Genomic DNA, 25,063 nt, shown 5'->3' with positions numbered 1-25,063 from the left:
CCTCGGCCGCCACCCGCGGGAGCCGCGGGCTTCGTGGCGCGACCGCCCCGGGCGGGCCCGCCGCGCGGCGGGGCCCCGTACGTGAACGACGAAGCCGCGGCCCCCGGATCGGGGGCCGCGGCTTCGCGCGTGAAGTCGAACCCGAAGGGTCAGACGGTCTCGGGGAGCTCCTCGAGACCCTCGGCGACCAGCTTCGCGAGGCGGTCGAGCGCGGCGTCCGCGCCCTCGGCCTCGGAGGCGAGGACGATCTCCTCGCCGCCCTGGGCGCCCAGGCCCAGGACCGCCAGCATGGAGGCGGCGTTGACGGGGTCGCCGCCGGACTTCGCGATGGTCACCGGGACGCCGGAAGCGGTCGTCGCACGGACGAAGATCGAGGCGGGACGAGCGTGCAGGCCCTCGGCCCAACCGACGTTGACGCGGCGCTCTGCCATGGTGATGCCCTTCAGGTTCTTACGGTTGTCTAGACCAGTCTCTCACGACGTCCGGAATGCTCGGACCTTCCTCCGGCCTGAATTTTCCGCCGTTCGACCTTCCCCAGCTTGCACTGATTTGCCCCGTACTGCCTCGGCGCCGCGCGAGCGCTCCACGGCCTGATCCGGCCGTAAGGTAGGCCCATGACCATCGAGTCGGACCCCTCCTACCCGGCCCACTGGGAAGCCGATGTCGTCCTGCGCGACGGCGGCACCGCCCGGATCAGGCCGATCACCACCGAGGACGCGGGCCGGCTCGTCAGCTTCTACGAGCAGGTCTCGGACGAGTCGAAGTACTACCGGTTCTTCGCCCCCTACCCCCGGCTCTCCGACCGCGACGTGCGCCGCTTCACGCACCACGACTACGTGGACCGGGTCGGGCTCGCCGCGACCATCGGCGGAGAGTTCATCGGCACGGTCCGCTACGACCGCATCGGCTCCGACGGCCGGCCCGCCTCCGGACCCGCCGACGAGGCCGAGGTCGCCTTCCTCGTCCAGGACGCCCACCAGGGCCGCGGGGTCGCCTCCACCCTCCTCGAACACATCGGCGCGGTGGCCCGGGAGCGCGGCATCCGGCGGTTCGCCGCCGAGGTGCTGCCCGCCAACACCAAGATGATCAAAGTCTTCACGGACGCCGGCTACCAGCAGAAGCGCAGCTTCGAGGACGGCTCCGTCCACCTCACCCTCGACCTCGAACCCACCGCCGAGTCCCTCGCCGTACAGCGCGCCCGCGAACAGCGTGCCGAGGCCCACTCGGTGCAGCGGCTGCTGGCCCCCGGCTCGGTGGCCGTCGTCGGAGTCAGCCGCTCCGGTGCGGGCGTGGGCGCGGCCGCACTGCGCAACCTGCGCGACAGCGGCTTCCACGGCCACCTCTACGCCGTCAACGAGGCCGTCACCCGCGATCTCCTCGACGGCGTGCGGGCCTACCGCACCATCGAGGCCATCGGCGCCCCGGTCGACCTCGCGGTGATCGCGGTCCCGGCCGGCCGGGTCCCCGACGCGGTGGCCGCCTGCGGCGAGCACGGGGTGCAGGGGCTCGTCGTCCTGTCCGCCGGATACGGGGAGAGCGGCCCGGCCGGACTCGCCCGCCAGCGCGAACTGGTGCGGCAGGTGCGCTCGTACGGGATGCGGCTGATCGGGCCGAACGCCTACGGGGTGATCAACACCGCGCCGGAGGTGGAACTCAACGCCTCCCTGACCCCCGCGCCGATCCCCACCCGCGGCCGGATCGGCCTGTTCACGCAGTCCGGGGCGATCGGGATCGCCCTGCTCTCGGCCCTGCTCCGGCGCGGCGAGGGCCTGTCCTCCTTCGTCTCCGCGGGCAACCGCGCCGACGTGTCCGGGAACGACATCCTCCAGTACTGGTACGACGACGAGGCGACCGACGTCGCCCTGCTCTACCTCGAAACCCTCGGCAACCCGCGGAAGTTCACCCGGCTCGCCCGCCGGACGGCGGCCGTCAAGCCGGTGGTCGTCGCCAAGGGCGGCCGGCACAGTCCGGCCGGGCACGTCGTCCCCGACACCCGGCTGCCGGAGGCCACCGTCTCCGCCCTGCTGCGCCAGGCCGGCGTCATCCGTGTCGACACGGTCACCGAGCTGGTGGACGTCGGCCTCCTGCTGGCGGCGCAGCCGCTGCCCGCCGGGCCCCGGATCGCGATCCTCGGCAACTCCGAATCCCTCGGGATCCTCACCTACGACGCCTGCCTCACCCAGGGCCTGCGGCCGCTGCCGCCGCTGGACCTGACGACGGCGGCCGCGCCGGCGGACTTCCGCGCCGCCCTGACCGACGCGCTCCGCTCCGAGGACTGCGACGCGGTGGTGGTCACGGCCATCCCGTGGGTGAGCGAGGACGCTCCCGCGGACGACCTGGCCGGTGCCCTGCGCGAAGCCGTGGCCGAGTACCCGGGCAAGCCGGTCGCGGTGGTGCACGTCGAGCTCGGCGAGCTCGTGGAGGCCCTGTCCGCCGTGCGCGGCGTCCCGCACTCCGCCCCGGCCCGGAGCTGGGGCCCCGTGGCGGACCCGGAGCACCGGGGACCGGCCGGGCCGCCGGCCGCCGCCGGCGACAGCATCCCCAGCTACCCCGCCGCCGAACGCGCGGTCAAGGCCGTCGCCGAAGCCGTCCGGTACGGGCAGTGGCGCCGGGCCGCCGCCGAGGACGACGGGCGGGTCCCCGAGTACGAGGACATCGACGAGGCCGGGACCGCGGACCGGCTGGCCGGGCTGCTGGCGGACGTCGACCCCGGCGCCGTGCTGACCCTGACCGACCAGGACGCCCGCGAGCTGCTCGCGGGCTACGGGATCCGCGTCCTGCCCACCCTGCCCGCGCCGAGCGCCGACGCGGCGGTCCGCGCCGCCGGGGTGCTGGGCTACCCGGTGGCGCTCAAGACCACCGCGCCGCACCTGCGCCACCGCGCGGACCTGGGCGGCGTACGCCTCGACCTCACGAACGAGGCGGAGCTGAGGCGCTCGTACGAGGAGCTCACCGACGCGCTGGGCAAGCCGGCCGAGCTCCAGCCCGTGGTGCAGGCCATGGTGGCGCGCGGGGTCGACACCGTCGTCCGCTCCGTCATCGACCCCGCGGCGGGCGCCGTCCTCTCCTTCGGGCTCGCAGGCGTCGCCTCCGAGCTGCTCGGCGACACCGCGCACCGGCTCGTCCCGGCGACCGACCGGGACGCCGCCGGACTGATCCGGTCCATCCGGACCGCGCCCCTCCTGTTCGGCTGGCGCGGCAGCGACCCCGTGGACACCCCCGCGCTGGAGGAACTGCTCCTGCGGCTCTCCCGCCTCGTGGACGACCACCCCGAGGTGATCGGCGTCTCACTGGAACCCGTCGTGGTCGCCGCCGAAGGCGTCTCCGTGCTCAGCGCCACCGTCCGCGTCGCCCACCCGCCGGCCCGCGGCGATCTCGGCCCGCGGACCCTCCCCAGTTACTGACCGGGTACGGCGCGGCCTGAGGGCCCCGTACGGGCCTTAGGATGGACCTCATGGCGAAATCCGGTACGACGACCCAGGGGCTGCGCACGGCGATCGAGCGCAGCGGCTACTACCCGGCCCTCGTGGCCGAGGCCGTGGAGGCCGCGGTGGGCGGCGAGCCGATTTCGTCGTACCTGGTCCACCAGGAGACGACCTTCGACTCCAACGAGGTGCGCCGGCACGTCACCGTGCTGGTCCTGACCGGCAACCGCTTCATCGTCAGCCACACCGACGAGCAGGCCGCCGACGCCGGGTCCCCGTCCCCGTACGCGACCACCTCCACCGAGTCGGTCAAGCTGTCCAGCATCTCCTCCGTGGTGCTCAGCCGTGTCGTAGCCAACCCCGAGTCCTACACCCCCGGCACCCTGCCCCGCGAGGTCGTCCTGACCATCGGCTGGGGCGCGGTCTCCCGGATCGACCTGGAGCCGGCCGCCTGCGGCGACCCGAACTGCGACTCCGACCACGGCTACACCGGCAACTCCACCGCCGACGACCTCAGCCTGCGGGTCAGCGAGGCCGGCGACGGACCGGAGGCGGTGCGCCAGACCCTCGTCTTCGCGCAGGCACTCTCCGAAGCCACAGCGGCGACCTCCGCCACCCCCGCCCGCTGATGGCGTACTCCGCGGCACAGGAGTGGCCCGAGCCGGAGCTGCTGGACCTGGCCGGCGCCCCCGTCCCGGAGTACGGCGCCGGGTCGCTCGCCGACCTGCTGCCCACGCTCGTGGCAGGCCAGGGCGTCCCCGGTTTCACCGCCGCCATCACCGAGCTGGCCCCGGCCGACCGGAACTGCGTGTTCCTGGTCGACGGCATGGGCTGGGAGCAGATCAAGGCCCACCCGGACGAGGCCCCGTACCTCACCTCCCTGCTCGGCAGCTCGCGCGGCGGCACCGGCCGCCCGATCACCGCGGGCTTCCCGGCGACCACCGCCACCTCGCTCGCCTCCGTGGGCACCGGCCTGCCGCCGGCCCGCCACGGCCTGCCCGGCTACGCCGTCCGCAACCCCGCCACCGGCGAACTCATGAACCAGCTCCGCTGGTACCCGTGGACCGCGCCGAAGCCCTGGCAGCCGTACCCGACCGTCTTCCAGCAGGCCGACAAGGCCGGGGTGGCCACCGCCCAGGTGTCCTCGCCCGCCTTCCAGACCACCCCGCTCACCAAGATCGCGCTGAGCGGCGGCACCTTCCTCGGCCGGATGACCGGCGAGGAGCGCATGGACCTGGCGGCCGAGCGTCTCGCCGCCGGTGACCGCTCCCTCGTCTACACGTACTACAGCGAGCTCGACGGAGCCGGCCACCGGCACGGCGTGGACTCCGACGCGTGGCGCGGCCAGCTGATGTACGTGGACCGGCTCGTCCAGCGGCTCGCCGAGCAGCTGCCGCCGCGCACCGCCCTGTACGTGACCGCGGACCACGGCATGGTCGACGTCCCCTTCGACGAGGACTCCCGGATCGACTTCGACGAGGACTGGGAGCTCGGCGCCGGCGTCGCCCTGCTGGGCGGCGAGGGCCGGGCCCGGCACGTGTACGCGGTGCCGGGCGCCGAGGCCGACGTCCTGACCGTGTGGCGCGAGGTGCTCGGTGACCGGTTCTGGGTCGCGAGCCGCGAAGAGGCCCTGGAACTGGGCTGGTTCGGCAGGCCGGGGGAGTGCGACGAGCGCGTGCTCGGGCGCATCGGCGACGTGGTGGCGGCGGCCCAGGCCGATGTCGCGATCACTGCCTCGCGCAACGAGCCGAACGAATCCGCCCTGGCCGGTATGCACGGCTCCATGACCGCGGCGGAGCAGCTCGTCCCGCTGCTCGAAATCCGCTCCTGACCCTCGTCGGACCCGCGCCCGACCCACCGCCCACGACCCGAAAGGTCTCGTACTTCCCATGCCCGAGCTGGTGTTCTTCTCCGGAACGATGGACTGCGGAAAGAGCACTCTGGCGCTCCAGATCGCGCACAACCGTGACGCGCGGGGACTCCAGGGCGTGATCTTCACCCGTGACGACCGGGCGGGCGAGGGCAAGCTGTCCTCGCGGCTGGGTCTGGTGACCGAGGCGGTCGAGGCGCCGGAGGGCATGGACCTGTACGCGTACCTGGTCGCGCAGATCTCCAAGGGCGGCAAGGCCGACTACGTGATCGTGGACGAGGCGCAGTTCCTGGCGCCCGAGCAGATCGACCAGCTCGCCCGCATCGTCGACGACCTCGGCCTGGACGTCTTCGCCTTCGGCATCACGACGGACTTCCGGACGAAGCTGTTCCCGGGCTCGCAGAGGCTGATCGAGCTGGCCGACCGCCTGGAGCAGCTCCAGGTGGAGGCCCTGTGCTGGTGCGGGGCCCGCGCCACGCACAACGCCCGTACGGTGGGAGGGGAGATGGTGGTCGAGGGCGCCCAGGTGGTGGTCGGTGACGTGAACCGTCCGGCGGAGGAGATCGGTTACGAGGTCCTCTGCCGCCGGCACCACCGCCGCCGCATGACCTCGGCCGCGGCCCAGGCCGGAGCCCTCTCCCCGGACGTCCTTCCGGTCAACCACGCCTGACGGGCGGGTCCGTGGCCGCCCCTCCTGTGCCGAGGGCCGGCAGCCGCCCGTGCAGCAGATCCGGTGGAGCGATCACAGCCAGGGTGAACCAGGAAGCGTATCGCCGCTGCTCCTGCGGATCGTCGGCGATCTCTACGACGCCGGAGCGCGAGCGGGCGATCCGACGGAGTCGACCAGCGAGCCGTTCCTGCCGTGGAAGGCGGACACGGCCGAGGCCTTGACCCGGCTCGCCGCGGAGGCCGAGCCGCATTCCCGATCGCGCGGCTCCGGTGATGTCTGCTGGTTCGCGGTGCCCTGAGCCGGTGCCGGGTCTCCCGCGGCATGACATCGGTCCGCGGGGCGGAAACCGGGTGCGGCCGAGCGGACGGGGACGGCTGTGCGCCCTGACCGGATCGGCGTACCCCACTGCGACGACCGGCCCTCATGCGACCCGGCCGTCGGGCCGTCGGGCGGGCCGTACACTCGGCCCATGGGTCGCACACGTTCCTCGAGGCAGTGCCTGCAGCAGGCCGCCTTCGGGATGCGCCCGGCCGCCGGGGTCGCGAACGCCGCCGACCCGGCCGGCGAGGCCCTTGCCGCAGCGCCCAAGACGCGCCGTACGGCCCTGCACGGCCACGGCTAGCGCTCCGCGCCTCCGTCTCCTCCGCTCCACATCACCACAGCAGCTTCCCGGCATGCCGCCGGCGCTGCCGCCTGGCTACGGCCGCACGCCCGGGCCCGAGCCCCCTCGAAGGGATCATTGTGAAGCTGAGCGAATTGCTGGCCGGGCAGGAGCACCACGTCCTCCAGGGTGATCCGGACACGACGCTGATCACCGCGGGAACCACTTTCGACGCCGACCGGGTGATGCCGGGCTCGCTCTTCATCGCCGTACCCGGACACCGGGAGGGCGGCCCCGCCTCCGTCTCGCCCGCCCTGGCCCGGGGCGCCGCCGCGGTACTCGTCGACGGCAGTGAGCCCGCCCTGCCGGCCGCGGTATGGCCCCCGGGCACCTGTGCCGTCCGGGTACCCGACACGCGGACGGCCGCCGCGGTGGTGACCTCGCGCTACTTCGGCGAGCCCGGCAGGCAGATGGACATGGTGGCGATCACCGGCACCAACGGGAAGACCTCCGTCTCGTACATGGTCGAGTCCGTCCTGCGGATCGCCGAGGGCACCAGGGTGGGGGTGATCGGAACCGCCGGCAGCAGGATCGGCGACGAGCCGATCCCCATGCCGCCCTCGGTGCTGACCACGCCGGAATCTCCCGATCTGCAGTACCTGTTGGGGTACATGCGCGACCGCGGGGCCGCCGGCGTGGTGCTGGAGGCCACCTCGATGGCGCTGCTGACGCACCGGGTGGACCGTACGTTCATCGACGTCGGGGTCTTCACCAACCTCACGCAGGACCACCTGGACGACCACGGGACGATGGCGGACTACCGGGACGCCAAGCTGCGGCTCTTCCAGGGCCTGTGCCGGCGTGCGGTGGTCAACGCCGACGATCCGGTGGGCGCGTCCATCGTGTCGATGATGCCGGGTGCGGTGACCACGTACGCCCTGGACCGCCCGGCCGACTACCGGGCCACCGACCTCGAGGTGAGTGCCTCGGGCACGCGGTTCACCCTCCACCACGCCGGACGCGCCTACCCGGCCTCCATCCCCGTCCCCGGCCGGTTCTCGGTGGCCAACGCGCTGGCCACCGTGGCGGCCTGCCACGTGCTGGGGCACGAGCTGGGCCCCCTGGTCGACGCGCTCGACCGGATGCCACCGGTCCCGGGCCGGCTGGAACGCTTCCGGACCCCGCTGGGCACGTCGGTGATCGTGGACTACGCCCACTCGCCCGACTCCCTGGAGAAGGTCCTGACCACCATCCGGGGCTTCGCCCGCGGCCGGGTGATCACGGTCTTCGGCTGCGGCGGGGACCGCGACACCTCCAAGAGGGCCGAGATGGGCCAGATCGCCGGGACCCATTCCGACCTCTGTGTCCTGACCTCGGACAACCCCCGCAACGAGGACCCCGAGGCCATCCTGGACCAGGTCTCGCCCGGCCTCACGGCGACCGGCACACCCTTCCGGCGCTACGCCGACCGCCGCCGGGCGATCGCCTTCGCCCTGTCCGCGGCGGGCCCCGACGACACGGTCCTGATCGCCGGCAAGGGCAGCGAACCCCACCAGATCGTCGGAGAGGAGCTGCTCCCCTTCAGCGACATGGCCACCGTGCGCGAACTGGCCCAGAACTAGGCCGTCCGCAGGGGGTGTCCTGCCGATCAGGCCGGGCGCGCGTGCCCCGTATCGTGAGGGCATGAGGATGTACCAGAGCACTGCTGTGCGTGTCGACGCGATGCTCGAAGACCTGCGTACGCTCGTCGAAGTCGAGTCCCCGTCGCGTGACCTGGATGCCCTGAACGCGTCGGCCCACGCCGTGGCGGCGGTCATCGAGAGCCGGCTGGGCGGGCGGGCCGTCCTCGTGGAGGGGCAGGCCGGTCCGCACGTGCACTGGTCGGGCGGAGGTGACCCCCGGGTGCTGATCCTCGGTCACCATGACACGGTCTTCCCGCTGGGTACGCTCGCGCGCCGTCCCTTCCGGGTGGAGGGCGGCCACGCGACGGGCCCTGGCGTCTTCGACATGCTCGGCGGTCTGGTCCAGGCCGTGCACGGCCTGGCGGCGCTGGACGACCTGTCGGGTGTGGAGGTTCTGGTGACCGCCGACGAGGAGGTCGGTTCCGGTTCCTCCAGGGCCCTGATCGAGGAGCGGGCCCGCGCCTGCGGCGCGGTGCTCGTTTTCGAGGGCGCGGCCGACGGCGGGGGCCTGAAGACCGGGCGCAAGGGGTGCGGCACGTTCGAGGTGCTCGTCAGGGGGCGGGCGGCGCATGCCGGGCTGGAGCCGGAGGCCGGGGTGAACGCGCTGGTCGAGGCGGCGTACCAGGTGCTGGACATCGCGGCGCTGAGCCGGCCGGAGATCGGGACGACGGTGACGCCGACCGTGGCCTCGGCCGGAACCTCGGACAACGTCGTTCCGGCGGAGGCGACGGTGCTGGTCGACGTCCGGGTCGAGTCGGCCCGGGAGAAGGAGCGCGTCGAGTCGGCGATGGCGGCACTGGCTCCGCATCTGGACGGGGCGCAGATCGTGGTCCGGGGGGCCGTGAACCGGCCCCCGATGTCGGAGTCGGCGTCGGCGGAACTGTTCGAGATCGCGCGGCGGCTGCTGCCGGGCATCGAGGGCAGGGCGGTGGGTGGCGGCAGCGACGGCAACTTCACGGGCGCGCTGGGAGTGCCTACGCTCGACGGTCTGGGAGCCGTCGGCGGCGGCGCCCATGCCGACCACGAGTACCTGGTGGTCGGCGCGATGGCGGAGCGGGCGCATCTCGTCACCGGACTGGTGAACGCGATCCGCGACCGCGGGATCGGCCGGTGAGCCGTCCCCTCACGTGCGGCTGACCGGCGGGCGGGGCGCGGTCAGGCGGCGTAGGGCGAGGAGGCCTCCGATGCCGGGGACGGCCGACAGCGCGACGGTCGACCGGTCCGCGTGCGGCTCGCGCGCGGTGGCGATGATGACGATCAGGTAGGCGCAGCCGTGCAGGGGGCCGACGGCCGAGGAGACGGCTTGCAGGTGGAGCGCGCCGAGGTTGCTCAACAGGACGGCCAGACTGCCGAGTTCCAGGAGTGCGGCGGCTCGCAGGAGCCGGCTGGGGCGGTGCATGTCAGGCTCCTGTGGTGGATCCGGGGCGGACGATCATCAGCACGGTCACCGTCGCCCACAACAGGTTGAACAGTCCGGTGTGCATGCTCAGCCGACCCACCGCCTGCAGGGCGGCCGCGGCCTTTCGCGGGTCGGCGGTGCCGTCGAGGACGGTCAGCGCCGCGGACTGGCGGGGGAGCACCAGGACGCCGAGCACGGCAGCGGCCGCGGCGGTCAGTGCGATCGACGTGAGGAGCCAGGGGCTGCCCAGTACGTGGAGGCTGCGGGCGGTCGCCAGTCCGAACACCGGTACCACGACGGCGATCACGGCGTAGACCCGGCAGATGCGGTGCAGCGTACGGGCCTCGGCGAGGGTCGCCGCGTCGCCGGGTCCGGCGAGGGCTCGGCGGGCCGTCGGCGGGAACATGCTGGCGGCGACGGTGACCGGGCCGATCGTGATGACCGCCGCCAGGACGTGGACGGCGAGCAGGAACTTCGTCACGTGGGTGATCCAGGTGGTCAGGAGCGGACGGGTGTCGGACGGCCGCGGGAACCGGGCCGGTGGGGGCGGACACCGACGCTAGTTGTGGTCCGCAGGCGCGGGAAGCGGCTGGAATGCCATCCACCAACGGATTGTGGCCAACGGCCACATGGGTCGACCGGATGGCTGTGACCTGCGGGAACCACCCGCTGTGATGACATCCCGGGGAGAGGCCGGTGCCGCGCCCGGCTATCGTCGGGCCATGCATACCGTGGTCGTGCTCGCCCTGGACGGCGTGATTCCGTTCGACCTGTCCACCCCGATCGAGGTGTTCGCGCGGACCCGGCTGCCCGACGGCCGTCCGGCCTACCGGGTCCGTGTCTGCGCACCTGCCGAGGAGGTCGACGCCGGGGCGTTCGTGCTGCGCGCGCCGTGGCCGCTGGCGGAGCTCGCCGAGGCGGACACGATCATCGTGCCGGGTGTGGCCGACCCCGCGGCGCCCGTACCCGAGGAGGTCCTCGACGCGCTGCGGCAGGCCGCCGCACGGGGAACCAGAATCGCCTCCATCTGCGTGGGCGCCTTCGTCCTGGCCGCCACCGGACTCCTGGACGGCCTGCGCGTGACCACCCACTGGTCGGCCGCCGGGCTGCTCGCCACGCTCCACCCCGCCGTCGAGGTGGATCCGGGGGTGCTCTACGTCGACAACGGGCAGCTGCTCACCTCGGCCGGCGCCGCCGCCGGGCTGGACCTGTGCCTGCACATGATCCGGCGCGACCTCGGCTCGGCGGTGGCCGCGGACGCCGCTCGGCTGTCCGTCATGCCGTTGGAACGCGACGGCGGGCAGGCCCAGTTCATCGTCCACGACCAGCCGCCGGCCCCGCGCGGGTCGGTGCTGGAGCCGCTCCTGCGCTGGATGGAGGACAACGCCCGGCGCGACCTGACCCTCGACGACGTCGCCGCACAGGGCGGCATGAGCGTCCGGACCCTCAACCGGCGCTTTCGCGAACAGACCGGCACCTCGCCACTGCAGTGGCTGCACCGGGCCCGGATCCGGCAGGCGCAGTATCTGCTGGAGACCACCGCACACCCCGTCGAACGGATCGCCGCGCAGGTCGGCTTCGGTTCTCCCACCGCGTTCCGGGAACGCTTCAAGCGCCTCACCGGAACCAGCCCGCACGCCTATCGGCGCACCTTTCAGGCACAGGAGCGGACTTCACAGAATTCTACAAACAAGATTCCACAGCTTGTCGGTTCCTCCAATCCGGCCCGGAAGATTTAATTCGGGAGGTGTAGCCATGCCCGGATCGTTCGCATACCATCGACCCGGTCGTTCGCCCTTCGGTATTCGGATCGGGTCAGTCCAGTACGTCTCACGTGCCAGGACGGCGACAAAAACATTTGACATGCTGTGGGGGACACATGTTGAAATATCTCGGGCTGGATGCGGATCAAGAATCCGTATACCGCGCGATGCTGAAAATGCCGCAAGCGGGCGTGCATGAAATTTCCGCCTATCTCGAATGGCCTCCGGAACGGGTGACGCGAGCCTTTGCGGAGCTCGCCGAGCTCTCGCTGATCCGCTCGGTGGAACCCGCGCCCGCCGAACACCGCCTCGTGCATCCGGAAGTGGCCCTGACCTCGTTGCTGAACCGCAGCGAGGAGGAGTTACTCGAGCGCCAGCGCCAGGTCACGACGATGCGGATGGCCGTCGCGGATCTGCTCGCGGATTACCAGAAGACGGCACAGCGGGTGGACGCCGGGGAAATCCAGCGGTTCGACGGCATGGACGAGATCCGGCGGTGCATCGAGGGGCTCTCGGACGCCTGCCGATTCGAGGTGTCCGTCTTCGCCACGGGCGGCGCGCAACCGCAGGCGAGCCTGGAGGCGGCGAGACCCCTGGACCAGGCGGTGCTCGCCCGGGGGGTCCGGCTGCGCTACGTGTACCTGGAGAGCGTCCGCAACGACGCGCCGACCGCCGCGTACGCCCGATGGCTGACCGAGCGGGGTGGCCAGGTGCGGACCGTGCCCCAACTCCCGCCGCGGATGGTCATATACGACCGCCGGGCCGCCTTGCTGCCGGTAGATCCGGACGAGGCCGACGCGGGGGCGATCCTGCTGCGGGGTGCGGGGATCGTGACGTCCCTGCACGCATTGTTCGAGCAGGTCTGGGAGCGCGGCACCGCACTCGGCGACGGCACCAGGCGGGACTCCGAGGGGCTGACGGCGCATGAGCGGGCCGTGCTCGGGCTGCTCGCGAGCGGGCTCACGGACGAGGTCATCGCCCGCAAACTGGGCATCTCCGTGCGGACCGGCCGGCGGACGACGGCGGAGCTGGCGACCAAACTCGGGGCGCGCAGCCGCTTCCAGGCGGGGGCGCTCGCCGCGCTGCGCGGCTGGGTGGTGCCGGACGCCGCGGTCACTCCGGAGCCCTGACCCCCGGGCCGAGCTTCGCGAGCTCGAAGAGCAGCAGGACCGGCAGTGCGGAGCAGTCCCGCACGGACCAGCCGGTCAGGCGCGGTGACGATTCCAGGCACCGGTCCGCCAGCAGCCGTGCGGAATCCTCGGCCAGTGCGCGGTCGGGCTGCTTGAGGAAGAGCACGATCTCGGCGCGCGATTGAGAGGGATGGTCCCCGGAGCAATTCCTGCCGATGTGGATGTGTTCGAAACCGTCTTCCGGAAAAGCGGTTCTGTGGACGAGGTCGGCCAGATCGTCGGGGCACTCGGCGGGGCCGTCCGCCCCGTCGGCGGCCAGGAGGAGCGTCACCGCGTACATGGATTTCCGATGGCATTCCCGCCGGAATCGGAGGGTGCTACGGGCCCCATGTGTTGGACGTGGTGTCGTTCTCTTCCGTACCCGGAGGCGATAACTTGCGCATCTCTTTCTTCCTTCGGTCTGCGGTCGGCACCGTCGATGGTCACATCATTCCATTCATGATGCATCAATGGCAGGGGGCAATGCTGTCAGGCTGCTGCGGTGGCAGGATTCTGCCGAATTTCCGGATCGGGTTCCGCCGGTTCATGGACGAAGAAACGGACGGGGCCGGCCGCCGAGGCCTCGCGGGCCAGCGCGGCGAATCCCGGACCACCGGACACCGGGAGGTCCTCCACCTGCCACAGGGCGGTGTGCCCGGCCCGGCGGGTACGGACGACGGCGGGTCCGGGGGTGCCCGCCGACACGTGGACACCGGTCAGGTCGGCCGCGAGTCCCACACCCATGGCCTTGACCACCGCCTCCTTGCGCGTCCACGCCCGGTAGAAGTAGGCGGCGCGCGAGGCCGGGGCGGACCGGGCCTGGAACTCGCCCAGTTCGTCCGGCGCGAAGCAGCTCGCGGCCATCCTCGTGAGGTCGGGTCCCGCCCCGGGCAGTACCTCTTGCACATCGACGCCGAGCGGGCGGATCGAGGTCAGGGCGAGCAGCCAGCGAGGCCCCGAGTAGGAGAGGCTGAACGTCAGTGTGGTGGCGGGGGCCAGCACTGCGGGCGGTCCGTGGGCGGCGCTGCCGCAGCCGGGGCAGGGCGAGCGGCCGAGGAGGATCTCGCCGGGCGGCTGTTCCAGATACCGGCCGAGGACTTCGCGCACCGCCGTGCGGGTGGCCGCGTACCAGCCGGCCCGTGGCGCCGGGAGGGTCCGCGTCCTGGCCCGCTCTTCCAGGGAGAGGCTCCGGGTGCCGGGTACGGCACCCCGTCCCGAGGCCGCTCCGGTCCACACGTGCGTCGCGTCCCGGTCGAATATCTCCCGCGGGTCGGGGCTCACGGGCCGGCCGTCACCACGATGTCGCCGGATCCGGTGCGCACCCGCACGCTGTGGTCCGCCGCGTCGTCCTGGCGTACGCGGACGTCGCGTCCGCCCGAACCGGTGTCGGCGTCCACCCGGTACTTGCCGTCCGGCAGGACCAGCCGTACGTCGCCCGAGCCCGCTTCGGCGGCGATCGTCCTGACGAGGGCGCCGAACGTCGCTTCGACGGACCCCGACCCGGCCTTCAGGGAGGTGTTCCCGCGCAGCCCGTCGGCGTCGATGTCCCCGGAGTCGGTCTGCACGGTGACCACGCCGGTGAAGCCGGTGATGCTGACGTCTCCCGAGCCGGCGCGCACGTCGAGGGCGGTGCCGGCGGGCGCGGTGACGGTGTAATCGGTGGAGCAGCGGGAGCAGTTGCCGAGGGTCAGGACGCCTTCGGCCGGCTCCTTCAGGCCGCCCGGACCGTCCCCGTTGTAGCGAACGGTGCGCCGGACGTCGACGCTGTCGCCGGGGACGACCTTGACGGTGCCGCTGCCGGAGGCGATGTCGATGGTGTGCACCGGGCCGGTCGGGCGCAGCGAATCCTCGGCGGTGTGCTCGGGGCCGATCATGCCGCCGCAGCCCGTGAGGAGGGGCGCGGCGAGGGTCAGGGCGAGTGCGGTGAAGGCCAGTGGCTTGCGCATGGTGGTGTCTCCCGGTACGGGCGTGTGCCGGTGGGGCGGCGTGCGCGAAGAGGACGAAGAGAAGTCGGAGAACGGAGAGGGACGGAGAGAGGGAGGAGGGCGGGAGGCGGGGCGAGGTCCGCCGCGGGGGCTCCTCCCGCCCTCCTCGCGCCCGGCCGGCGGTCGACCCGCCGGCCGGGGACGCCGGTCAGCTCTCCTTGCCGACCAGCTGCAGGGTGTCCGGCGCGGGGCCGGTGCCGGTACCGGTGCCGGTGCCGTTGTCACGGGTGGCGGTGGAGCCCGGCCGTCCCGGCCACCAGAAGCGGTCGCCGAGGTCGAGGGCGAGAGCCGGCACGAGCAGGGACCGGACGAGGAAGGTGTCCAGGACGACTCCGACGGCCACCAGCAGGCCGAGTTCCACCATGGCCACCAGCGGCAGTACGGCCAGGGCGGCGAAGGTGGCCGCGAGGACGGCGCCGGCGCTCGTGATGACTCCGCCCGTGCTGGTCAGGGCGCGCAGGACACCACCGCGGTGGCCGTCGGCGCCGTTCACCGCCTCCTCACGGATCCGGTGGACCAGGAAGATGTTGTAGTCGACGCCGAGCGCCACCAGGAACAGGAACCCGAGGAGGAACAGGGAGCTGTCCACGGCCGGGTAGTCCAGCAGTTGGTCGAAGACGAGCCAGCTCACACCGAGCGCGGCGCCGAACGACACGATGACGCTGGCCATCAGCAGCAGCGGAGCCGCGAGCGAGCGGAGCAGCAGGATCAGGACGAGCAGGACGACCGCCAGGACCAGCGGCGGAACGACCCGCCGGTCGTGTGCCTGGGCCCGGGAGATGTCCAGGTCGGTGGCCGTGCTGCCGCCGACGTTGGCTTCGGCGCCGGAGACCGCGTGCACGGCCGCCCGGATCCGGTCCACGGACTTCTGCGCACCCGGGCTGCCGGGGGCGTCCGTCAGGACGACGGACAGCGAGACCCGAGAACCGTCCAGGGACGTCACGGCCGGGGCGACGGCGTCGACCCCGGGGGTGCCGCGCAGGGTGCCGGCGACCTGGTCGGCGGCGCCGGCCTCGGCGATCACTTGGAGCGGGCGGGCGGCGCCCGCCGGGTAGTGCTTGGCGAGGAGCTGCTGCCCGATCACCGAGTCGGGCTTGGTGGTGTAGGTGTCGGCGGGGGCGAGACCGGTCTTCAGACCGAGACCTCCCAGCGCGACGCCGACGAGGCCGACGACACAGACGACCCAGATGGCGCGGGGCCGGGCGGCGACGAAGCGACTGATCGCGGCCCAGAGCGAGCGGCGCCCCGGCTCCTGGACCGTGCCCTGGGCCGTGCCCCGGGCAGCGGCCACGACGCGGGGGACCACGGGCCAGAAGATCCAGCGCCCGCAGATCACGAGCAGCGCGGGCAGCAGCGTCATCATGGCGAGCAGCGCGCAGGCGACACCGACGACGGCGACCGGGCCGAGGGTGCTGTTGGAGTTGAGCTCTGCGGCGAGCAGGCAGAGCATGCCGAGGGCGACGGTCGCGCCCGAGGCGATGACGGCCGGGCCGGAACGGCGCAAGGCGGCCGCCATGGCGTCGTGCCGGTCCTCGTACCGGGTGAGTTCCTCGCGGTAGCGCGACAGCAGCAGCAGGGCGTAGTCGGTCCCCGCGCCGAACACCAGGACCAGCAGGATGGCCGCGCTCTGGCTGGTGACGACCATGCCGGCGTGCTCGGCGAGCAGGTAGGCGACGGCGTTGGCGAGCTGGCTGACGATACCCACGCACAGCAGGGGCAGCAGCCACAGCACCGGGCTTCGGTAGGTGATGACCAGCAGCAGCGCGACCACGCCGGCGGCGACGAACAGCAGGGTGGAGTCGATCCCGGCGAAGGCGTCGAGGCTGTCCAGGCGGGCTCCGGCGCCGCCGGTGAGGCGGCTTTCGAGCCCTTCGGGCAGACCGTCCGCGGCCGCCGTGCGCAGCTCTTCGATCTTCTTGCCCTTGACGTCGGACGGCAGCTTGACGCTGAGCATCAAGGCCTTGCCGTCCTCCGCCGGGAGGGCCGCCTTGACCTCGGTCCCGCTGAGCCGGGCGAACTCCTCGCGGGCTTCGTCGACCGCGGTGCGGTCGGCGGCGGTCAGCCCGTCCTGGCGTACGAAGACGACGACGCCGGTCAGGGTGTCACCGCCGGGGAAGTCCTTGGCGTACCGGGCGACCTTCGTGGATTCGGCGTTGGCGGGGAGCCAGGAGGTGATGTCGTCGTTCTGGGCGTCGGCGAGCTTGGCGGCCAGCGGGGACAGGGCGACGGTGGCGAGTAACCACACGGCGACCATGACCCACTTCGTCACCCTCCCGGTGAGCAGCTGGGCCAGGCGATCGCCCGACTTGATTTGGAGGGACACGAGGTGTTCCCCTTTCCTCTGGATGACCGCGGACTGAAGGACACGCCGAGAGGCGTGGTGGATGCGGCGTCCGACGCCGGGTCGCCGAGTTGCCGCTCGGCGGCCCGGACCATCGCTTCGGCCGGGTGGTGCGGGTGGTGCGGGTGGTGCGCAGCGGGACCTGGGTGAGAGGGCCCTGGTGAGAACGGGGTGCGCCGGGCCGGCCCGTGGGGGAACCCGGTCGCGGGACCGTCAGTCGAAGGACGTCATGGCCTTCTCGATGGCGGCGAGCCGGGTCTTGACCTCGGACAGTTCCTTCGCGGCGGCCTCGTGGGCGCTGGTGGCCCGGTCCAGCTGTTCGCGGTAGCCCTCCTCGCGGCGTGCCGAGGTCCGGGCGGCGAGGATGCGCGAGACCGCGAAGATGACCGACACCAGAACCAGGGAGATCAGGGCGAACCAGCCGAGGACGAACGCGGTCGTGCTCCATCCGGTTTCTGCGGCCAGCGTGTTCATGCTCGGTCTCCTTCGTTCTTGACTGTGATCGTCGACGCCGACGCGGTGATCTGTTCCGGTGTGAGACGGAAGTCGAAGGCCCGCACCTCGAAGAACTTCATGGCCTTGCCGTCCTGTGACAGCTCCAGCGCACTGGACACCAGCCCGGCGGCTTCGAGGCGTTGGAGATGCATGTGCAGGACCGGACGCCCGATTCCCAGTTCCCTGGCGAGCTGACTGACGTAGTTCCGGTTCTGGGCCAGCGCCGCCACGATCCGCAACCGTTGCGGATTCGACAGTGCCGAGAGCACCTTCAACAGCTCGTCACCGGAAGGAATCTGTTGATTCATCGGCTGAGCCTTTCTCGTGTCACAAAAGACTGACAGGTGTCTGTCCGACACGTCAAGTGATTCGAGATGAAGTCACCTGTCGGTCGCTCACGAGCTGTCAGCTAGCTGTCGTTGCAGCCCTTGGCCTGTCGACTGTCCGAAATATCCCCTCCTGATTCGCAAGAATCTGGCCACAGCCGCTGCACGCCACCTGCCTCTCTGCGCAGGTTTTCGGCCATGCCCGCAGCGGGGTCACACCAACGGGACCGAGGGGGGAACCGTGCCCGCAACACCGATGTCCGCACCCGCAGACTTCCTCGACGTGCTCCGTGCGCATGTTCAGGACGACCCGGAGCACGAGGCGGTCGCCTTCGTCCGCAGCGACGGGAAGGAAGCCGTCACCGACGCGCTGACCTACCGGGAACTGGACATCGCCGCCCGCTCGGTGGCGGCGCGACTGGACCGGGAGGGCGTCCGCGCCGGTGACCGGATCCTGCTGCTGCACCCGCAGGGCCTGGGCTTCGTCAAGGCGTTCATCGGGTGCGTCTACGCGGGCGCCGTACCGGTACCGGCACCGCTGCCCGGCGGCCGGCGCCACCACTTCGCCCGCGCCACCGGCATCGTCCGGGACGCGGAGGTGGCCCTCGTGCTCACCGACCGCGCCAACATCGGGGAGATCGACGCCTGGTTGGCCGAGTCCTCCGACCCGGTCCGCTCCCTGGCCGTGGAGGACGCCGAAGACGGCGGCCCCGGGGGATGGCGCGCCCCGCGGCCGGGCCCGTCCGCGCTGGCCTTCCTCCAGTACACCTCGGGCTCGACCAGTGAGCCCAAGGGCGTCATGGTCACGCACGCCAACCTGCTGCACAATCTCGGGCTGATCGCGCGCAGCATGGGATTCACCAAGGAGACCCGCTTCGGCAGCTGGCTCCCGCTCTACCACGACATGGGGCTGATCGGCCTCTTCCTGGAGCCGCTCTACCTGGGCGCGTCCGCGACGCTCATGTCGCCGACGGAGTTCCTCAAGCGCCCGCTCGTCTGGCTGCAGCTGATCGACCGCCGCGACATCCACATCACCTCCGCCCCGAACTTCGCGTACGAGCTGTGCGTGCGCCGGCTGACGGACGAGCAGATCGCCGGACTCGACCTGTCCCGCTGGCGGTGGGCCTGCAACGGCGCCGAGCCGATCGACGCGCGCACCCTCGCCTCCTTCAGCGAGCGATTCGCACCCGCCGGCTTCCGCCCGGAGGCGTTCCTGCCCTGTTACGGGATGGCCGAGACGACCCTGTTCATCGCCGGTTCGGACCCGGACCTGCCCCCGGCCACCCGCTGGGTCGACGCGGGCGACCTGGAGCGGAACGTCTTCACACCGCTGGCCGCGGAGCCGGCCCCCGACGGCTTCGCGGGCGACCGGCCCGCCAGGCTCCTCGCCAGCAGCGGCACCGACTGGGAGCTGGAGATCCTCATCGTGGACCCGGAGGACCACCGGGTCCTGCCCGACGGACGGATCGGCGAGATCTGGATCAAGGGCGGCAGCGTGGCCCTCGGCTACTGGGACAACGAGGAGGAGAACGAGCGGACGTTCCGCGCCGCCACGGCGGACGGCCGCACCGGCTACCTGCGCACCGGCGACCTCGGCGTACAGGCCGACGGCCAGCTCTACGTGACGGGCCGCATCAAGGAAATGCTCATCACGCACGGCCGCAACCTCTACCCGCACGACCTGGAGCGCACCGCCCGCGCCGTGCATCCGGCCACCGCCGCGCTGACGGGCAGCGTCTTCGGCGTCCCGGCGGACCGCGAGGAGATCGTCGTCGTCCAGGAGGTCCGGGCGCCCGGCGCGGACGCCGCCTTCCACGACGCGCTCGTCCGCTCCATCCGGACCGCGCTCAGCGACGAACTCGGCGTCTCCGTCACCAACGTGGTGCTCATCCGGCCCGGCAAGGTCCGGCGCACCACCAGCGGGAAGATCCAGCGGCGGCTGATGCGCGAGCTGTTCCTGCGGAACGAGCTGGAGCCGCTGTACGAGCACCTCGACCCCGCCGTCCGCGCCCGCTACCGGACCGCGAGCCCCGAACCCGTCGGCGCCGCCGTATGAGCACCGCCCTGCGCACGGCGCGCGACTTCGAGCAGGCGCTGGGTTCGCCGCTGGACCCGGAGACGGTGTTCGGCTACGCGGCCTGCGCCGAGCTCGACGAACGCGAGGAGTTTCCCGACGCGATCGCCCGCCGGCTCGACGAGCTCGGGCTCGCGGCCCAGTACGTACCCGCCGAGTACGGTGGCCGGCTCCGCTCGTACGAGGAGCTGCTCCAGCTCATGCGGCTGGTCGCCCGCCGCGACCTCACCGTGGCGATCGGGCACGGCAAGAGCTACCTCGGCTCCGTCAGCGCCTGGATCGCGGCCGCACCGGAGCAGGCGCTGCGGTTCGGGGCCGACGTGGCCCGGGGCGCCGTGGTGTCGTGGGGGCTCACGGAGCAGGAGCACGGCAGCGACCTGCTCGCCGGCGAGCTCACCGCGACGCCCGTACCCGGCGGATACCGGCTCGACGGCGAGAAGTGGCTCATCAACAACGCCACCCGGGGCGAGCGGATCTGTGTCCTCGCCCGCACCTCACCGGAAGGCGGCCCCCGGGGATTCAGCCTGCTGATGGTGGACAAGCGGGAACTCGCCCCCGGCACCGGCCGGCCGCTGCCGCGCTCGCGCACCCACGGCATCCGCGGCGCGGACATCAGCGGAATCGCCTTCGAGGGCGCGGTCGTCGGCGCCGACAGCCTGATCGGCCCGGAGGGCAGCGGGCTGGAGACCGTGCTCAAGAGCCTCCAGCTCACCCGCACCCTGTGCGCCGCGCTCTCGCTCGGCGCGGGCGACCACGCGCTGCGGCTGGCCCTGGACTTCGCGCTCGGAGCCCGCCGCTTCGGCCGCACGGTGGCCGAACTGCCCCTGATGACACGTACGTTGACCGAGGCCTACGCCGACCTGCTGATCGGTGAGGCCGTCAGCCTGCTGGCGAGCCGCGGCATCCACACCCTCACCGGGGAACACTCGGTCACCGCGCCGGTCGTCAAGTACCTCCTGCCCACCTTCGTGGACCGGCTGACGACGTCCCTCGCGGACCTGCTCGGACTGCGGGCGATCCTGCGGGCCGACCCCGGGGGCGAGCACGGAACCTGCCCGTACGGAAGGTTCCAGAAGACCGAGCGGGACCACCGCATCGTCGGAATCTTCGACGGCAACACCCTGGTCAACCTGAACGCGCTGATCGACCAGTTCCCCGTCCTGGCACGCGACCACGACCGGAGCGCCACGCCGGGCCCGAGCGCCACGCCGGGCCCGAGCGCCACGCCGGGCCCGAGCGCCACGCCGGACCCGACCACCACGCCGGACCCGACCGCCGGCGACGCTCCGCTGGCGGCGGCCGCCCGGCTGGACGCACCGCTGCCCGCCTTCGACCGCAGCCGGCTCGCCCTGGCCTCGCGCACCGGGAACACGGTCGTCCGCTCGCTGCCCGCCTCCGCCGCCCGGCTCCGCGAGCTCGCCGAGCGCGGCGCGGCGCCGCACGCGGCCGCCGAACTCGCCGGGGAACTGGCCGCGCACTCGGCCGGCCTGCACCGGCGGATGGCATCGGTCCGGCGCACCGCCCGCGAGGTCCCCCCGGAGGCCTTCGCCATCGCCGAGGAGTACGTCCTGTGCCACGCGGCCGCCGCCTGCCTGCTGCTGTGGCTGCACAACACGTCCGCCGGCGGTGCCACGGGACTGTGGCGGGACGGGCTCTGGCTCGAAGCCTGCCTGGCCCGCATCGCGGGCCGGCTCACGCCCGCGCGGACGCATCCGTACGCCGGCCGCGTCGACGCCCTGTACCCGGAGCTGGTCGCCCAGCACCGGGAAGGGCTGCTGTTCTCCCTGTTCCACTGCCGGACCGCCGAGGGGGCCCCGTGAGCGCGCGCCGCACAGAGACGCTGGAAGAGGCCTTCGGGGACGCCTGGGATCCGGCGAACCCGCTCGGCCACCGGGCGATCCTCGCCGCCGACGAGCGGTCCGAGCCGTTCGCCGCCGGTGAGCGGGTCCTCGACGCGTACGGCCTGAACGCGGAGTTCGTGCCCACCGGGCTCGGCGGCCGCCTCGACCGCCTCGACCGCCTCGCCCGCACCCTGCGGCCGGTCTTCCGCCGCGACGCCTCGATGGGCGTCGGGTACGGCGTCACCGGATTCATCGCCGGTGTCGGGGTGTGGGCCGAAGGAACCCCCGAGCAGCAGCGCAGGGTCGCCGACATCCTGCTCTCGGGCCGGCGGATGGCCGCCGCGCACACCGAGCTCGCCCACGGCAGCGACATGGGCCGCAACGCACTGCGCGCGGAGCCCGCCGCCGACGGCGGACTGCTGCTGACCGGCGGCAAACAGATGATCAACAACCTCGGCCGGGCGGATGCCGCGATCATGCTCGCCCGTACCGGCGACGCGCCCGGCAGCCGCAGCCACTCCCTGGTCCTCGCCGGACTGGACGGCGCCCGCGCGGGCCTGCGCCACCGGCCCCGGCTCACCACGTCCGCCCTGCGCGGCAGCCAGATGGGCGCGGCGGACTTCGACGGGCTGGCAGTGCCGCCGGGCAGCATCGTGGGCAGGCCCGGGCACGGCCTGGAGGGCATCATGCGCGCCTTCCAGGTCACCCGCTCCGTGCTGCCCGGCATGATGCTGGGCACCCTCGACACCGAGCTGCGCTGCGCACTGTCCTTCGCGCTGGAACGCCGCCTCTACGGCCGCCGCGTCGGCGACCTGCCGCACGCCCGCTCGGTGCTGGCCGGGGCCCTCGCCGACATGCTGGTCTGCGACAGCATCGCCACCGTGGCCGCCCGCGCGCTGCACGTCGTACCGGCGCAGGGCAGCGTCCTGTCGGGGCTGGCCAAGTACCTCGTGGCCGACCTCGCCCAGGGCGTCTCCCAGCGGCTCGCGGTGCTCCTCGGCGCCCGCTCGTTCCTGCGCGACGGGCCCTACGGGATCTTCCAGAAGATGATGCGGGACCTCCCGGTGGTCTCCATCGCCCACGCCGGGGGTGTCGTCTGCCGCGCCTCGGTGATCCCGCAACTGCCCTCCCTGGCCCGCAACGGCTGGCGCACCCCGGGCCCGTCCCCCGACGCGCTCTTCCTGCTGGACGGCGACCTGCCCCCGCTCGACCTCGGCAGGCTGGAACTCACCGCGCGCGGCGCCGACCACGTCCTGTCCGTCCTCACGGCGGAACCCGTACCGGGCACCCCGGCCGAACTGGCCGACCTGTGCGCCGCGTTCGCCGGTGAGCTCAAGCGGATGGCAGACGTCCAGATCGCCCCCCGCGACCGCGTCGTGACCGCGGGACCCGAGGCCTTCGCCCTGGCGGCCCGGTACGCCGCCGTCCTGGGCGCCGCCGCGTGCGTCGGCGTCTGGCGTGCCAACCGCCGCACCGGGGACCCGCTGACCGCCGACCCGGCCTGGGTGGTCCTCGCGCTGCACCGGCTGGCGGTCCGGATCGGCCTTCCGGTGGCCGCCACCCCGGCCGGCGTCACCGAGGCCGTGTTCGACCGCCTCGTACGGCGCCGGGCCCAGCACCGCAGCTTCGACCTGTACGGCGACCCGCTCGCCGGGCAGCCGCCGCACCTCCCTGCCGAACCGAGTCACCCTGGAGTGATGACACCGTGACCACCGCAGCCCGCCCTCACAGCTTCGAGGACATACGGGACTGGCTCGTCGGACGAGCCGCCTTCTACCTGGAACGGCCCGAGGCCGACGTCGACCCGGCCGTGGGCCTGATCGAGTACGGCCTGGACTCGGTGTACGCCTTCGCCTTCTGCGGCGACATCGAGGACCACTACGGCATCCTCGTCGAGCCGACCCTGGCCTGGGACCATCCGACCGTCAACGCCATGGCCGCCCACCTGGTCGAACTCACCGGCGCGCCGAGATGACGGGCTCCCGCCGGCCGGCCGTCGAACGCCTCACCCAGGGGCAGCAGGCCCTGTGGTACCTCCACCGACTGGCCCCGGACAGCGCGGCCTACCACGTGATGTGCGCCGTACGCGTCGTCGGTGAGCGCCGGATCGACCCGGAGCTGCTCGGCGCGGCGGTCGCGGCGGTCGAGGCCCGGCACGACCTGCTGCGCTCCACCTTCGGCGAGGACGAGGACGGCCCGCACCGGGTGGTGCGTCCCGCCGGCCTGCTCACCCTGGACACCGTACGGACCGACGCGAGCGGCGAGCCGCTGCGCGAGCGGGTACGGGCGGCCGGCACGGCCCCCTTCCGGCTCGGCCGGGAGAGCGCCTTCCGCATCGTGCTGTTCGACGCCGGGCCGGAGCAGGTGCTGCTCCTCGCCGCGCACCACATCGCCACCGACGCCGCCTCCCAGGCCCTGCTGCTCGGCGACGTGCTCGCCGCGTACCAGGGGCTGGCCGAGGGCACCGGGCTGCCGTGGACCGGCCCGGCCGGGGACTTCGGCCTGCAGGTCGCCGCGGAGCGCCGGCTGCTCGCCGACACGGAACGGATGGATCGGCTGGAGGAGTTCTGGCGGACCACCTGCCGGGGCGCCGCTCCCGTGCTGGACCTGCCCGCCGACCGGCCCCGGCCGGCCCGCCCCGGCCACCGCGGCGGCACGGTGGCGGCCACGCTCGACGGGGAACGGCTGGACCGGCTGGTACGGGCCGCCGCGGCCGCCCGCACCACTCCCTTCGTGCTGCTGTCCGCGGCCTTCCAGGTGCTGCTCCACCGCTACACCGGCGAAGGCGAGTTCCTGGTCGGCATCCCGGCGAGCAGCCGCCGCCCGCGCGAACTGCGCTCCACCGTCGGCTACTTCGTGAATCCGATGGTGCTGCGTGCCTCGCTGGACGAGGACACCACCTTCTGGCAGCTGACCCGGCGCACGGCGGAGCGGCTGCGGGCCGCGATGCCGAACCAGGAGTACCCGTTCCCGATGCTGCCGAACGCCCTCGGCGTCGCACGGGACGCGAGCCGCTCGCCCGTCTTCCAGGTGACCTTCACCCTGGTCTCCGCCGGCCGCCTCGACCCGCTGACGGACCTGCTGACCGACGTCGGAGGGCAGCGCGTCCTGGACCACGCCGGACTGCGGCTGGCCGCCTACGACCTGCCGCAGCAGGAGGGCCAGTTCGACCTGGCCGTCGAGGTGCTGGCGGGCAGCGGCGGGATGACCGCCCTGTTCCGCTACAGCGGCGACCTCTTCGACCGCCCGACCGTGGAACGGATGAGCCGCCACTACCTGCGGCTGCTCGACGCCCTCACCGCCGAGCCGGACCGGCGCGTGGCCGGGGTCCGGCTCACCGACGACGAGGAACGGGCCCTGCTGCTCGCCCTCTCGGCCGGCGAACCGGCGCCGGCTGCCGCACGGGCGGCCTGATGACCCGC

The 25,063-nt window shown here is 72.8% G+C and carries 24 protein-coding genes; 15 read left to right on the top strand and 9 right to left on the bottom strand.

What is annotated here, in order from left to right:
• Window positions 1-149: 149 nt before the first annotated feature.
• A complete protein-coding gene (locus KO717_RS09460) occupies window positions 150-431 on the bottom strand; it encodes an HPr family phosphocarrier protein (RefSeq protein WP_030012489.1) in 282 nt (93 codons plus the stop codon).
• 183 nt (window positions 432-614) lie between these two features.
• Between KO717_RS09460 and KO717_RS09455 the strand changes: the two genes are divergently transcribed.
• The 8 genes from KO717_RS09455 (at window position 615) to KO717_RS09420 (ending at window position 9,362) form a co-directional block, all read left to right on the top strand.
• Window positions 615-3,404 (top strand): bifunctional acetate--CoA ligase family protein/GNAT family N-acetyltransferase, encoded by a 2,790-nt coding sequence (locus KO717_RS09455; protein WP_301365877.1) that lies wholly within the window; start codon window positions 615-617, stop codon window positions 3,402-3,404.
• Between the two features lie 50 nt (window positions 3,405-3,454).
• Window positions 3,455-4,054, top strand: a complete 600-nt coding sequence (locus KO717_RS09450) for a DUF5998 family protein (protein WP_030713230.1) — start codon at window positions 3,455-3,457, stop codon at window positions 4,052-4,054.
• Window positions 4,054-5,256: an alkaline phosphatase family protein gene (locus KO717_RS09445; RefSeq protein ID WP_301365874.1), complete on the top strand. Its 1,203-nt coding sequence runs from the start codon at window positions 4,054-4,056 to the stop codon at window positions 5,254-5,256. The genes KO717_RS09450 and KO717_RS09445 overlap by 1 nt, the downstream gene beginning before the upstream one ends.
• 58 nt (window positions 5,257-5,314) lie before the next feature.
• A complete protein-coding gene (locus tag KO717_RS09440; RefSeq protein WP_301365872.1) occupies window positions 5,315-5,965 on the top strand; it encodes a thymidine kinase in 651 nt (216 codons plus the stop codon).
• Window positions 5,966-6,014: 49 nt separating this feature from the next.
• Window positions 6,015-6,263, top strand: a complete 249-nt coding sequence (locus tag KO717_RS09435; protein WP_301365871.1) for a hypothetical protein — start codon at window positions 6,015-6,017, stop codon at window positions 6,261-6,263.
• Window positions 6,264-6,434: 171 nt separating this feature from the next.
• Window positions 6,435-6,587 (top strand): hypothetical protein, encoded by a 153-nt coding sequence (locus tag KO717_RS09430; protein ID WP_301365869.1) that lies wholly within the window; start codon window positions 6,435-6,437, stop codon window positions 6,585-6,587.
• Window positions 6,588-6,706: 119 nt separating this feature from the next.
• Window positions 6,707-8,188, top strand: a complete 1,482-nt coding sequence (locus tag KO717_RS09425; protein ID WP_301365867.1) for a UDP-N-acetylmuramoyl-L-alanyl-D-glutamate--2,6-diaminopimelate ligase — start codon at window positions 6,707-6,709, stop codon at window positions 8,186-8,188.
• Between the two features lie 61 nt (window positions 8,189-8,249).
• Window positions 8,250-9,362: a M20 family metallopeptidase gene (locus tag KO717_RS09420; RefSeq protein ID WP_301365865.1), complete on the top strand. Its 1,113-nt coding sequence runs from the start codon at window positions 8,250-8,252 to the stop codon at window positions 9,360-9,362.
• Window positions 9,363-9,371: 9 nt separating this feature from the next.
• Here KO717_RS09420 and KO717_RS09415 read toward each other — a convergent pair whose 3' ends face one another.
• Window positions 9,372-9,647 (bottom strand): DUF3817 domain-containing protein, encoded by a 276-nt coding sequence (locus KO717_RS09415; RefSeq protein ID WP_301365863.1) that lies wholly within the window; start codon window positions 9,645-9,647, stop codon window positions 9,372-9,374.
• 1 nt (window position 9,648) lies between these two features.
• The gene (locus tag KO717_RS09410; RefSeq protein WP_301365861.1) at window positions 9,649-10,128 is read right to left on the bottom strand and encodes a hypothetical protein; all 480 of its coding nucleotides are present in this window, start codon (window positions 10,126-10,128) and stop codon (window positions 9,649-9,651) included.
• A 241-nt stretch (window positions 10,129-10,369) separates the two neighbouring features.
• Between KO717_RS09410 and KO717_RS09405 the strand changes: the two genes are divergently transcribed.
• Together KO717_RS09405 and KO717_RS09400 are read left to right on the top strand one after the other, a co-directional pair.
• Entirely contained in the window at window positions 10,370-11,386 is a 1,017-nt protein-coding gene (locus KO717_RS09405) for a GlxA family transcriptional regulator (protein WP_301365860.1), read from the top strand.
• Between the two features lie 215 nt (window positions 11,387-11,601).
• Window positions 11,602-12,540 carry a helix-turn-helix domain-containing protein gene (locus KO717_RS09400; protein ID WP_301365858.1) on the top strand — a complete coding sequence of 313 codons (939 nt, stop codon included), beginning with the start codon at window positions 11,602-11,604 and terminating at the stop codon, window positions 12,538-12,540.
• Here KO717_RS09400 and KO717_RS09395 read toward each other — a convergent pair.
• From KO717_RS09395 to KO717_RS09370, 6 genes are all read right to left on the bottom strand, one after another.
• Entirely contained in the window at window positions 12,524-12,880 is a 357-nt protein-coding gene (locus KO717_RS09395) for a hypothetical protein (protein ID WP_301365857.1), read from the bottom strand. The two genes, KO717_RS09400 and KO717_RS09395, sit on opposite strands and share 17 nt — an antisense overlap.
• 188 nt (window positions 12,881-13,068) lie before the next feature.
• Entirely contained in the window at window positions 13,069-13,860 is a 792-nt protein-coding gene (locus KO717_RS09390; protein ID WP_301365855.1) for a 4'-phosphopantetheinyl transferase family protein, read from the bottom strand.
• Window positions 13,857-14,525, bottom strand: coding sequence for a DUF4097 family beta strand repeat-containing protein (locus KO717_RS09385; RefSeq protein ID WP_301365853.1), 669 nt, complete (start codon window positions 14,523-14,525; stop codon window positions 13,857-13,859). Before KO717_RS09385 ends, KO717_RS09390 begins: the two co-directional genes overlap by 4 nt.
• Before the next feature lie 187 nt (window positions 14,526-14,712).
• Entirely contained in the window at window positions 14,713-16,887 is a 2,175-nt protein-coding gene (locus KO717_RS09380) for an MMPL family transporter (RefSeq protein ID WP_367401516.1), read from the bottom strand.
• Window positions 16,888-17,118: 231 nt separating this feature from the next.
• Window positions 17,119-17,379 (bottom strand): hypothetical protein, encoded by a 261-nt coding sequence (locus KO717_RS09375; RefSeq protein WP_301365851.1) that lies wholly within the window; start codon window positions 17,377-17,379, stop codon window positions 17,119-17,121.
• Window positions 17,376-17,708, bottom strand: coding sequence for an ArsR/SmtB family transcription factor (locus KO717_RS09370; protein ID WP_301365849.1), 333 nt, complete (start codon window positions 17,706-17,708; stop codon window positions 17,376-17,378). The genes KO717_RS09375 and KO717_RS09370 overlap by 4 nt, the downstream gene beginning before the upstream one ends.
• A gap of 274 nt (window positions 17,709-17,982) precedes the next feature.
• Between KO717_RS09370 and KO717_RS09365 the strand changes: the two genes are divergently transcribed.
• Genes KO717_RS09365 through KO717_RS09345 form a run of 5 tightly spaced genes read left to right on the top strand, consistent with a single transcriptional unit; the run spans window position 17,983 to window position 25,055 of the window.
• Window positions 17,983-19,782: a fatty acyl-AMP ligase gene (locus KO717_RS09365; protein ID WP_301365847.1), complete on the top strand. Its 1,800-nt coding sequence runs from the start codon at window positions 17,983-17,985 to the stop codon at window positions 19,780-19,782.
• Window positions 19,779-21,620: an acyl-CoA dehydrogenase family protein gene (locus KO717_RS09360; protein WP_301365845.1), complete on the top strand. Its 1,842-nt coding sequence runs from the start codon at window positions 19,779-19,781 to the stop codon at window positions 21,618-21,620. Before KO717_RS09365 ends, KO717_RS09360 begins: the two co-directional genes overlap by 4 nt.
• The gene (locus KO717_RS09355; RefSeq protein WP_301365843.1) at window positions 21,617-23,350 is read left to right on the top strand and encodes an acyl-CoA dehydrogenase; all 1,734 of its coding nucleotides are present in this window, start codon (window positions 21,617-21,619) and stop codon (window positions 23,348-23,350) included. The genes KO717_RS09360 and KO717_RS09355 overlap by 4 nt, the downstream gene beginning before the upstream one ends.
• A complete protein-coding gene (locus KO717_RS09350) occupies window positions 23,347-23,616 on the top strand; it encodes an acyl carrier protein (protein ID WP_301365841.1) in 270 nt (89 codons plus the stop codon). The genes KO717_RS09355 and KO717_RS09350 overlap by 4 nt, the downstream gene beginning before the upstream one ends.
• Window positions 23,613-25,055, top strand: a complete 1,443-nt coding sequence (locus KO717_RS09345; protein WP_301365839.1) for a condensation domain-containing protein — start codon at window positions 23,613-23,615, stop codon at window positions 25,053-25,055. Before KO717_RS09350 ends, KO717_RS09345 begins: the two co-directional genes overlap by 4 nt.
• Window positions 25,056-25,063: the final 8 nt, after the last annotated feature.

Source organism: Streptomyces xanthophaeus (assembly GCF_030440515.1).
Lineage (GTDB): Bacteria > Actinomycetota > Actinomycetes > Streptomycetales > Streptomycetaceae > Streptomyces > Streptomyces kutzneri.
The sequence above is the reverse complement of the archived record's forward strand: the minus strand, read 5'-3'. Positions and strand labels throughout refer to the sequence as shown.

Excerpts from the sequence above, each read along its gene's own strand:
- KO717_RS09460 (WP_030012489.1), bottom strand. The coding sequence starts at position 431 with ATGGCAGAGCGCCGCGTCAACGTCGGTTGGGCCGAGGGCCTGCACGCT.
- KO717_RS09455 (WP_301365877.1), top strand. The coding sequence starts at position 615 with ATGACCATCGAGTCGGACCCCTCCTACCCGGCCCACTGGGAAGCCGAT.
- KO717_RS09450 (WP_030713230.1), top strand. The coding sequence starts at position 3,455 with ATGGCGAAATCCGGTACGACGACCCAGGGGCTGCGCACGGCGATCGAG.
- KO717_RS09445 (WP_301365874.1), top strand. The coding sequence starts at position 4,054 with ATGGCGTACTCCGCGGCACAGGAGTGGCCCGAGCCGGAGCTGCTGGAC.
- KO717_RS09440 (WP_301365872.1), top strand. The coding sequence starts at position 5,315 with ATGCCCGAGCTGGTGTTCTTCTCCGGAACGATGGACTGCGGAAAGAGC.
- KO717_RS09430 (WP_301365869.1), top strand. The coding sequence starts at position 6,435 with ATGGGTCGCACACGTTCCTCGAGGCAGTGCCTGCAGCAGGCCGCCTTC.
- KO717_RS09420 (WP_301365865.1), top strand. The coding sequence starts at position 8,250 with ATGAGGATGTACCAGAGCACTGCTGTGCGTGTCGACGCGATGCTCGAA.
- KO717_RS09415 (WP_301365863.1), bottom strand. The coding sequence starts at position 9,647 with ATGCACCGCCCCAGCCGGCTCCTGCGAGCCGCCGCACTCCTGGAACTC.
- KO717_RS09405 (WP_301365860.1), top strand. The coding sequence starts at position 10,370 with ATGCATACCGTGGTCGTGCTCGCCCTGGACGGCGTGATTCCGTTCGAC.
- KO717_RS09395 (WP_301365857.1), bottom strand. The coding sequence starts at position 12,880 with ATGTACGCGGTGACGCTCCTCCTGGCCGCCGACGGGGCGGACGGCCCC.
- KO717_RS09385 (WP_301365853.1), bottom strand. The coding sequence starts at position 14,525 with ATGCGCAAGCCACTGGCCTTCACCGCACTCGCCCTGACCCTCGCCGCG.
- KO717_RS09375 (WP_301365851.1), bottom strand. The coding sequence starts at position 17,379 with ATGAACACGCTGGCCGCAGAAACCGGATGGAGCACGACCGCGTTCGTC.
- KO717_RS09370 (WP_301365849.1), bottom strand. The coding sequence starts at position 17,708 with ATGAATCAACAGATTCCTTCCGGTGACGAGCTGTTGAAGGTGCTCTCG.
- KO717_RS09365 (WP_301365847.1), top strand. The coding sequence starts at position 17,983 with ATGTCCGCACCCGCAGACTTCCTCGACGTGCTCCGTGCGCATGTTCAG.
- KO717_RS09360 (WP_301365845.1), top strand. The coding sequence starts at position 19,779 with ATGAGCACCGCCCTGCGCACGGCGCGCGACTTCGAGCAGGCGCTGGGT.
- KO717_RS09345 (WP_301365839.1), top strand. The coding sequence starts at position 23,613 with ATGACGGGCTCCCGCCGGCCGGCCGTCGAACGCCTCACCCAGGGGCAG.